The following is a 2,135-nucleotide window of genomic DNA, read 5'->3' as shown; positions in this document are numbered from 1 at the left end:
TCGCTGGTGTCGTCGTCCAGGAGCCGCTGCTCGTCGGGATGGAGCTCGATCGGCACGTCACCTGGCGATACGGACGTGATGACCGTGCCGTCGGTGGCGACCCGCTGCACGCCGATGGGGTCGCCTTGGAGCAACGTCAGACCCCCGGAATCGCCTTCCTCGTTCCGGTCGGCGTCGTCCATCTCGTCGCCGAGCCCGAGTGTTCGCTCGGCGATCTGGTCGAGGTCCGGGCTTCGGTCGCGCAGCCGCTGGTCGACGTCGTCCATGAGCGTTCCCCGGATGAGGAACCAGGCGGCGACCGACGCGGCAAGGACAGCGAGCGCGACCGCTGCGGACGTCAGGATCGCGAGGCGTGCGCGCAGCGTCATGGCTCCCGTTCCGCCGGCGGCCGGAGCATGTAGCCGACACCGCGGATGGTGTGCAATATGCGTGGCTCTCCGGCGGCCTCGAGCTTCTTCCGTAGGTATCCGATGTACACGTCGAGGGAGTTCGTCGATCCCTCCAGGTCGGCGCCCCAGACGCCCTCGTAGAGCTGGGCGCGGGTGAGGACCTGGTTGGCGTGCTGCATCAACAGCTCGAGCAGGCCGAACTCGGTCCGGGTCAGCGTCAGTTCGCGGTCGCCGCGGGCCACCTGCCAGCTCTTGGGGTCGAGGCAGAGGTTCCCGACGACGAGCGGCGGCTCGTCGGTCGTCTGGCCGGTGCGCCGCAGGATGGCGCGGAGCCGGGCCAGGAGCTCCTCGTGCGCGAACGGTTTGACCAGGTAGTCGTCGGCGCCCACGTCGAGCCCGCGGACCCGGTCGCGCACGGCGTCGCGGGCGGTCAGCATGAGCACGGGGGTCCGGTCGCCCTGGTCGCGCAGCCGGCGGCAGACCTCGAGGCCGCTCAGCTGCGGCATCATCACATCCAGGACCAGCGCGTCGGGCCGCACCTGGGGAAGCTTCCGCAGCCCCTCGACGCCGTCGCGCGCGGTGGTCACCTGGTAGCCCTCGAAGCGCAGCGAGCGCGCCAGTGACTCCAACAGCACCGGCTCGTCGTCGACGACAAGGACTCGCACAGTAGAAGTGTGCGCGTCGTGTCTAAGAAGCGTCTGAGAACGCCCTACGTTTCCTTGCAGCTGTTGGGTCATGACGGCAATGGACAGCGTTCGCCACACGGAAGGACTCGACCTCGGATGTGGTGACGCCTGCAGCGCGGTAGCCGATCTTGGCCAGCTGTTACGGCCGACAGGCAGACCATTATCGGATATAGTGGTCGATGTAACGGCCATTATCGAGGTGGAGTGTTGCCATGGCCAGACCGACATCCGCGAGAGTTCGCATCAGTGCAGCCCGGATAGGGTCTCATTTGACGGCCTGGCGCAAGCTGCAGGGTTTGACCGCCGAACAGGTGGCCGAACGTGCCGGGATCTCACGCGGGACCCTTCGCAGACTGGAGAACGGCGAGACCGTTGTCGGCCTCGACGTCTTCCTCAGTGTCGCGCGCGTGCTTGGGACCTTGGACCGTCTGGTTGAAGTGCTGGATCCCTACGAGACTGACCTCGGCCGCGCACGTGCCGACGAGACGCTTCCGAAACGAGTACGACGATGACTGAGTCTGTCGTTGTCGCAGTGGACATACGTGGCCAGCCGGTTGATGTGGGTACGGCCTTCTTCGCGTGGCGGCGTAACAGTCTTGCCACCTCCTTCCGTTACCTGGACGAGTTCTTGAGGAGGAAGGATGCCTACGCGATCGATCCCTCGATGCCTCTGGTCTCGGGTAGTCATCACCTGCACGGTCTTCCGGGTGCACTCCAGGACTGCTCGCCGGACAGGTGGGGCAAGAACCTGGTGAAGAAGAAGATCCGCGCGCAGGCCCTGGCTGAGGGGCGTACGCCTCCGTCGGTCAGCGACGTGGATCATCTCATTGGGGTCAGTGACCTGACTCGACAAGGCGCACTCCGCCTCCGGGTTGAACCAGACGGCCCCTTCCTGGACCCCGACTTAGTAGTACCGAAATTGGTTGAGCTGCCGCGTCTCTTGCGGGCGGCCGATGCCGTCGCGCGCGACGGCGATGACGACATGGCGGCGATCAAGACCCTGCTCGACGCGGGTTCCGGTTCGCTCGGTGGAGCGCGTCCTAAGGCATCCGTCCGAGAT

Annotated in this window: 3 protein-coding genes and 1 pseudogene; 2 read left to right on the top strand and 2 right to left on the bottom strand. The window is 66.1% G+C overall.

Translation table 11 applies throughout. The features are described 5' to 3' along the window. Positions 1 to 368, bottom strand: a pseudogene (locus ELR45_RS35430) (hypothetical protein); the annotation flags it as partial. Then, positions 365 to 1,054: a response regulator transcription factor gene (locus tag ELR45_RS18265; protein WP_129667666.1), complete on the bottom strand. Its 690-nt coding sequence runs from the start codon at positions 1,052 to 1,054 to the stop codon at positions 365 to 367. The pseudogene ELR45_RS35430 and the gene ELR45_RS18265, both read right to left, overlap by 4 nt. Before the next feature lie 317 nt (positions 1,055 to 1,371). Between ELR45_RS18265 and ELR45_RS18260 the strand changes: the two genes are divergently transcribed. After that, positions 1,372 to 1,587, top strand: a complete 216-nt coding sequence (locus tag ELR45_RS18260) for a helix-turn-helix domain-containing protein (RefSeq protein WP_240759849.1) — start codon at positions 1,372 to 1,374, stop codon at positions 1,585 to 1,587. Continuing rightward, positions 1,584 to 2,135, top strand: a 552-nt coding sequence (locus ELR45_RS18255) for a HipA N-terminal domain-containing protein (RefSeq protein ID WP_205856828.1), incomplete at its 3' end; no start/stop codon positions are given. The genes ELR45_RS18260 and ELR45_RS18255, both read left to right, overlap by 4 nt.

This window comes from Phytoactinopolyspora endophytica (genome assembly GCF_004138495.1).
Classification (GTDB): domain Bacteria; phylum Actinomycetota; class Actinomycetes; order Jiangellales; family Jiangellaceae; genus Phytoactinopolyspora; species Phytoactinopolyspora endophytica.
The sequence above is the reverse complement of the archived record's forward strand: the minus strand, read 5'-3'. Positions and strand labels throughout refer to the sequence as shown.